This is a genomic window from Pseudomonas sp. MWU12-2345 (assembly GCF_023242385.1).
Classification (GTDB): Bacteria; Pseudomonadota; Gammaproteobacteria; order Pseudomonadales; family Pseudomonadaceae; genus Aquipseudomonas; species Aquipseudomonas gingeri_D.
In genome coordinates, this window is record NZ_JALLJA010000006.1 from 340124 (window position 1) to 346628 (window position 6505).

Annotated in this window: 4 protein-coding genes; all 4 read left to right on the plus strand. The window is 58.1% G+C overall.

Annotation, left to right across the window (positions count from 1 at the left end):
• The first annotated feature begins 113 nt into the window (after positions 1-113).
• The 4 genes from clpX to M5C71_RS15380 all read left to right on the plus strand — a co-directional run bounded on the left by clpX (position 114) and on the right by M5C71_RS15380 (position 6455).
• Positions 114-1397 carry an ATP-dependent Clp protease ATP-binding subunit ClpX gene (gene clpX, locus M5C71_RS15365; RefSeq protein ID WP_103497808.1) on the plus strand — a complete coding sequence of 428 codons (1284 nt, stop codon included), beginning with the start codon at positions 114-116 and terminating at the stop codon, positions 1395-1397.
• Positions 1398-1535: 138 nt separating this feature from the next.
• The gene (gene lon / locus M5C71_RS15370; RefSeq protein ID WP_103497809.1) at positions 1536-3932 is read left to right on the plus strand and encodes an endopeptidase La; all 2397 of its coding nucleotides are present in this window, start codon (positions 1536-1538) and stop codon (positions 3930-3932) included.
• 148 nt (positions 3933-4080) lie between these two features.
• Entirely contained in the window at positions 4081-4353 is a 273-nt protein-coding gene (locus M5C71_RS15375) for an HU family DNA-binding protein (protein ID WP_002552737.1), read from the plus strand.
• A 242-nt stretch (positions 4354-4595) separates the two neighbouring features.
• Entirely contained in the window at positions 4596-6455 is a 1860-nt protein-coding gene (locus M5C71_RS15380) for a SurA N-terminal domain-containing protein (protein ID WP_103497810.1), read from the plus strand.
• The last annotated feature ends 50 nt before the right edge of the window (positions 6456-6505 follow it).

Below are 6505 nucleotides of genomic sequence, written 5' to 3' on the forward strand. Positions count from 1 at the left end.
CATTAAGCAGCGCAAAATAGGGCTGGTCGGCTGTTCCGATCACCAGCGGGCTTGAAAAAGCCCGCAATAGCCTTCATCTTGTGTTGCAAGCCTATCGGATTTGGATCGAACGAATGACTGACACCCGCAACGGCGAGGACAACGGCAAGCTGCTCTATTGCTCCTTCTGCGGCAAAAGCCAGCATGAAGTACGCAAGTTGATCGCCGGCCCCTCGGTCTTTATCTGCGACGAGTGCGTCGACCTGTGCAATGACATCATCCGTGAGGAGGTGCAGGAAGCACAGGCTGAAAGCAGCGCGCATAAATTGCCTTCGCCTAAAGAAATCAGCGGCATCCTTGATCAGTATGTGATTGGTCAGGAGCGTGCGAAAAAGGTTCTGGCGGTAGCGGTCTACAACCACTACAAGCGTCTGAACCAGCGTGACAAGAAAAGTGACGACGTCGAGCTCGGCAAAAGCAACATCCTGCTGATCGGTCCGACCGGCTCGGGTAAGACCTTGCTGGCTGAAACCCTCGCTCGCCTGCTGAATGTGCCGTTCACCATCGCTGACGCAACCACCCTCACCGAGGCGGGTTATGTGGGCGAAGACGTGGAAAACATTATTCAGAAACTGTTGCAGAAGTGCGACTACGATGTGGAAAAGGCCCAGATGGGCATTGTCTACATCGATGAAATCGACAAGATTTCCCGCAAGTCCGATAACCCGTCGATCACCCGGGACGTTTCCGGTGAAGGCGTGCAACAGGCCTTGCTGAAGTTGATCGAAGGCACGGTGGCCTCCGTTCCGCCCCAGGGCGGTCGCAAGCACCCACAGCAGGAATTCCTGCAAGTGGACACCCGCAACATCCTGTTTATCTGTGGTGGTGCGTTCTCAGGTCTGGAAAAGGTTATTCAGAACCGTTCCACCCGTGGTGGCATCGGTTTCAGCGCCGAAGTGCGTAGCAAGGAAGAAGGCAAGAAGGTCGGTGAATCCCTGCGTGAAGTCGAACCTGACGATCTGGTCAAGTTCGGTCTGATCCCGGAATTCGTCGGTCGCCTGCCGGTCCTGGCCACGCTTGACGAGCTGGATGAGGCTGCGTTGATGCAGATTCTCACCGAGCCGAAGAACGCCTTGACCAAGCAGTATGCCAAGTTGTTCGAAATGGAAGGGGTTGACCTGGAATTCCGTGCCGATGCACTGAAATCCGTTGCCAAGCGTGCCCTGGAGCGTAAAACCGGTGCCCGTGGCCTTCGTTCGATCCTCGAAGGCGTCCTGCTCGACACCATGTATGAAATCCCCTCGCAGTCCGAGGTGAGCAAAGTGGTGATCGATGAAAGCGTGATCGAGGGTAAATCCAAGCCGCTGTACATCTACGAGAACAGTGAGCTGCAGGCAAAGGCCGCGCCTGACGCCTGAGTGCGGCAGACTGTGACCTGACAAGGGGCCTTCGGGCCCCTTTTCTTTTGGCGCTTGTTTTTTTCCGAACAAGCCCCCATCTTGGTTTCAAGCTTATCCATCTGTTTCCGGCCGTACGGCCGCCGTAGAGGCGAAATCATGAAGACAACCATCGAATTGCCTCTCCTGCCATTGCGTGATGTCGTGGTGTATCCGCACATGGTGATCCCGCTGTTCGTGGGGCGCGAGAAATCTATCGAAGCCCTCGAGGCCGCGATGACGGGCGACAAGCAGATCCTGCTGCTGGCCCAACGTAATCCTGCCGATGATGACCCGGGCGAAGATGCGCTGTATCGCGTAGGTACAGTCGCCACCGTATTGCAGTTGCTGAAATTGCCTGATGGCACCGTCAAGGTGCTGGTCGAGGGCGAGCAGCGCGGCACCGTCGAGCGTTTCAGCGAGGTTGACGGCTACTGCCGCGCCGAAGTGGCGCTGATCGACGAGGTCGATGCCCCGGACCGTGAGTCCGAAGTCTTTGTCCGCAGCCTGCTGGCACAGTTCGAACAATATGTGCAGTTGGGCAAGAAAGTCCCGGCTGAAGTGCTGTCGTCGTTGAACAGCATCGACGAGCCGAGCCGCCTGGTCGATACCATGGCCGCGCACATGGCCTTGAAGATCGAACAGAAGCAGGAAATTCTCGAAATCGTCGACCTGTCGGCCCGTGTCGAGCACGTGCTGGCCCTGCTCGACGCCGAAATCGACCTGCTGCAGGTCGAGAAACGCATCCGTGGTCGCGTCAAGAAGCAGATGGAGCGCAGTCAGCGCGAGTACTACCTGAATGAGCAAATGAAAGCCATTCAGAAGGAACTGGGCGACAGCGACGAAGGCCATAATGAAGTCGAAGAGCTGAAAAAGCGCATCGATGCCGCCGGTCTGCCGAAAGATGCCATGACCAAGGCCCTGGCCGAGTTGAACAAGCTCAAGCAGATGTCGCCGATGTCCGCGGAAGCGACCGTGGTGCGCTCCTACCTCGACTGGTTGGTGCAGGTGCCGTGGAAGGCCCAGAGCAAGGTGCGCCTGGACCTGGCGCGGGCCGAAGATATTCTCGACGCGGACCATTATGGCCTGGACGAAGTCAAGGAGCGTATCCTCGAATACCTCGCCGTGCAGAAGCGCGTGAAGAAAATTCGGGGGCCGGTACTGTGCCTCGTCGGGCCTCCGGGCGTGGGTAAAACTTCCCTGGCTGAGTCGATTGCTCACGCGACCAATCGAAAATTCGTACGCATGGCCCTCGGTGGCGTGCGTGACGAAGCGGAAATTCGTGGTCATCGACGGACTTATATCGGTTCGATGCCAGGAAGATTGATACAAAAGATGACAAAGGTTGGCGTGCGCAACCCGCTGTTCCTGCTCGATGAAATCGACAAGATGGGCAGCGACATGCGTGGCGATCCGGCCTCGGCGCTGCTCGAGGTGCTGGACCCGGAACAGAACCACAATTTCAACGACCACTACCTGGAAGTTGACTACGACCTGTCCGATGTCATGTTCCTCTGCACCTCCAACTCGATGAACATCCCGCCGGCGCTGCTCGACCGGATGGAAGTGATCCGCCTGCCGGGTTACACCGAGGACGAGAAGATCAACATCGCCACCAAGTACCTGTCGCCCAAGCAGATCCAGGCCAATGGCCTGAAGAAGGGCGAGCTGGAATTCGAGGTCGAGGCGATTCGCGACATCATTCGCTACTACACCCGCGAAGCCGGTGTGCGGGGGCTGGAGCGGCAAATCGCCAAGGTCTGCCGCAAGGCGGTGAAAGAGCACTCCCTGGAAAAACGCTTCTCGGTCAAGGTTACCTCCGACCTGCTGGAGCATTTCCTCGGCGTGCGTAAATTCCGCTACGGCCTGGCCGAGCAACAGGATCAGATCGGTCAGGTCACGGGCCTGGCCTGGACCCAGGTCGGTGGCGAGTTGTTGACCATCGAAGCCGCCGTGGTGCCGGGCAAGGGCCAGTTGATCAAGACCGGTTCCCTGGGCGATGTCATGGTCGAGTCGATCACCGCCGCGTTGACCGTGGTGCGCAGCCGCGCCAAGAGCCTGGGGATCCCCCTGGACTTCCATGAGAAGCGCGACACCCATATCCATATGCCGGAAGGGGCGACGCCGAAAGACGGCCCTAGCGCTGGTGTAGGAATGTGTACGGCCCTGGTGTCAGCCTTGACTGGCATTCCTGTGCGTGCCGACGTGGCCATGACCGGTGAAATTACCTTGCGCGGTCAGGTGCTGGCCATTGGTGGTTTGAAGGAAAAATTGCTGGCGGCACATCGTGGTGGGATCAAGACCGTCATCATTCCAGAAGAGAATGTGCGCGATCTGAAGGAAATTCCTGACAATATCAAGCAGGATCTTCAGATTAAACCGGTTAAATGGATTGACGAGGTCCTGCAAATTGCGCTGCAATACGCGCCGGAGCCCTTGCCAGATGTGGTTCCGGAGATCGTCGCGAAAGATGAGAAGCGCGACTCCGATTCTAAGGAAAGAATCAGCACGCATTAAGTACGGATCAAGCCTGGGTGGCTTCCTTGACAGCTTTTTAGAGCCCTTGTTATAAAGCGGCTCTTAAGTGTCTGTAGGCCATTCAGCACAGGTTTAGCTTTCACCCAAAAACTTAGAAATATACTCAATAGATATAAGGGGACTTAGAGTGAACAAGTCGGAACTGATTGATGCTATCGCTGCATCCGCTGATATCCCGAAAGCTGCTGCTGGCCGTGCGCTGGATGCAGTCATCGAATCCGTCACTGGCGCTCTGAAGGCTGGCGACTCCGTTGTACTGGTAGGTTTCGGCACCTTCTCCGTGACCGACCGTCCTGCTCGCATCGGTCGCAACCCTCAGACCGGTAAGACGCTGGAAATCGCTGCTGCCAAAAAGCCAGGTTTCAAAGCCGGCAAAGCACTGAAAGAAGCTGTCAACTGACATTCGTTCAAGCCTTTGCCTATCCGGGTCGGGTTATTGCCTGATCTGGCCGCGGAGCGGTGAAGCGGTCGGCCAGGGTCCTTTTTCAGGGCCGGCCTGACACGCCGAGGGACGCGTATCGAGCCCTCATCCGCTCTGCCAGTTACGAGAAGGCGCATCCTCGGATGCGCCTTTCTTCTATCCGGATTCTACCCACGCTCCACGGTTGCCCACATTGAAGTTCAACCGTTTCTGGGGGACGCATGCTGCAAAATATCAGGGACAATTCACAAGGCTGGATTGCCAAGACCATCATCGGAGTCATCGTCGCATTGATGGCGCTGACCGGTTTCGATGCCATTTTCAGGGCCACCTCCACTAGCCAGGACGCGGCCAAGGTCAACGGTGACGAGATCACCCAGACCGAGCTGAGCCAGGCGGTCGACATGCAACGTCGCCAACTCATGCAACAGCTGGGCAAGGATTTCGATGCCTCGTTGCTGGATGAGAAAATGCTCCGCGAATCCGCCCTCAAGGGGCTGATCGATCGCAAGCTGCTGCTGCAGGGCGCCGAGAAGTCGAAGTTCGCTTTCTCCGAGGGTGCTCTGGACCAGGTCATCCTGCAAACCCCTGAATTCCAGGTGGACGGCAAGTTCAGCTCCGATCGTTTCGACCAGGTGATTCGTCAACTGGGCTACGGTCGTATGCAATTCCGCCAGATGCTGGCTCAGGAAATGCTGATCGGCCAGATCCGTGCCGGTCTGGCGGGCAGTGGTTTCGTCACTGATGCCCAGGTACTGGCGTTTGCCCGTCTGGAAAAACAGACCCGCGATTTCGCTTCGCTGAACGTGCCGGTCGATCTGTCGGCGGTCAAGCTGACCGATGACGAGGTCAAGGCCTACTACGACAAGCACGCCAAGGAGTTCATGACGCCGGACCAGGTGGTCGTCGATTACCTGGAGCTGAAGAAGTCCTCGTTCTTCGATCAGGTCACCGTCAAGGATGAAGACCTGCAGGCGCTGTATCAGAAAGAAACCGCGAACCTCGCTGAACAGCGTCGTGCCGCGCACATTCTGATCGAAGTGAATGACAAGGTGAACGACGCACAGGCCAAGGCGAAGATCGAAGAGATCCAGCAGCGCCTGGCCAAGGGTGAGCATTTCGACGCCCTGGCCAAGGAGTTCTCCCAGGACCCGGGTTCGGCCAGCCATGGCGGTGACCTTGGTTTCGCCGGCCCGGGTGTCTATGACCCGGCCTTTGAAAAGGCGCTGTATGCCTTGACCAAGGACCAGGTGTCGGGACCGGTGCGCAGCGAGTTCGGTTATCACCTGATCAAGTTGCTGGGCGTCGAGGCACCGCAAGTGCCGACCTTCGCCAGCCTGAAGGACAAGCTGACCCGCGAGCTGAAAAACCAGCAAGTGGAACAGCGTTTCGTCGAGGCGACCAAGCAGCTCGAAGACGCCTCGTTCGAAGCTTCCGACCTGGCCCAGCCGGCCCAGGACCTGAACCTGAAGGTGCACACCTCGGCGCCGTTCGGGCGTGAAGGTGGTGAAGGTGTAGCAGCCAACCGTGCCGTCGTGACGGCGGCGTTCAGTCCGGAAGTGCTGGATGAGGGTGCCAACAGCACCGCCCTCGAGCTGGATCCGGACACCGTGGTGGTATTGCGTGCCAAGGAACACCACAAGCCTGAGCAACTGCCTCTGGCCAGCGTGGATGCGCCGATTCGCAAGCAATTGACCAAGGAGCACGCCACGGCGGCGGCCAAGGTCAAGGCTGACGAACTGATCGCCAGCCTGCGTGAAGGCAAGGCACTGCCGGCCGGCCAGACCTGGAAAACCCAGGAAGCCGTCACCCGCGGTCAGGAAGGTGTTGATCCGGCAGTGCTGCAAGCGCTGTTCCGCATGCCCAAGCCCGAAGGCAAGGACAAGCCGACCTTCAGCACCGTGACCCTGGCTGATGGCAGCCTGGTGCTGGTGCGTCTGAACGGCGTGAACGAAGGCGCGGCACCAAGCGAAGAAGAGAAGGCGTCCTATCGTCGCTTCCTCGCCTCCCGTGCCGGCCAGCAGGACTTCGCGGCCTACCGCAAGCAGCTGGAAGGCCAGGCGGACATCAAGCGCTTCTGAGGCACTTGATTCAGCCAACGCTCGCTACATAAAAAAAGACCGCTCATTGA

Excerpts from the sequence above, each read along its gene's own strand:
- clpX (WP_103497808.1), top strand. The coding sequence starts at position 114 with ATGACTGACACCCGCAACGGCGAGGACAACGGCAAGCTGCTCTATTGC.
- lon (WP_103497809.1), top strand. The coding sequence starts at position 1,536 with ATGAAGACAACCATCGAATTGCCTCTCCTGCCATTGCGTGATGTCGTG.
- M5C71_RS15380 (WP_103497810.1), top strand. The coding sequence starts at position 4,596 with ATGCTGCAAAATATCAGGGACAATTCACAAGGCTGGATTGCCAAGACC.